We start from the raw sequence: 451 nt of genomic DNA on the forward strand, positions 1-451 counted from the left end.
CGGCGCATCAGGGTGAGCTTGTGCTGCACCAGGGGGTGGGTGATGACGTGGACGTTGCCGGAGGGGTTCTCGGTGCTCATGGGCGTGGGAAAGAGAGAGAAAAGGGAGACAACCGGTCAGTCTGCCAGAAACCGCGCATACCGCGGCAGATCGACGTTGCCGCCGCTCACGACGATGCCCACGCGCGCACCGCGCAGGTCGATGCCGCCGTGGTGCGCGCCGGCCAGCGCCAGCGCCCCGGTGGGCTCCACCACCATCTTCATGCGCTCGGCGAAGAAGCGCAGCGCCTGGGCGAGCTGGGCGTCGGACACGGTGACGACTTCGTGCACCAGCCGCTGGATGATCGGGAAGGTGATCTCGCCCGGCGCCTGCGTCTGCGCGCCGTCGGCGATGGTGCGGGGCGTCTCGATGCGCACGATGTGCCCGGCGCGCAGCGACTGCTGCACGTCGT

The 451-nt window shown here is 69.4% G+C and carries 1 protein-coding gene; it reads right to left on the minus strand.

Annotated features, from left to right (window positions below; genetic code table 11):
• Positions 1-116 precede the first annotated feature (116 nt).
• A partial coding sequence (locus tag GVL61_RS24495; protein WP_159983876.1) for a pyridoxal-phosphate dependent enzyme occupies positions 117-451 on the minus strand: 335 nt, incomplete at its 5' end.

The organism is Novosphingobium sp. 18050 (genome assembly GCF_902706195.1).
Lineage (GTDB): Bacteria > Pseudomonadota > Alphaproteobacteria > Sphingomonadales > Sphingomonadaceae > Novosphingobium.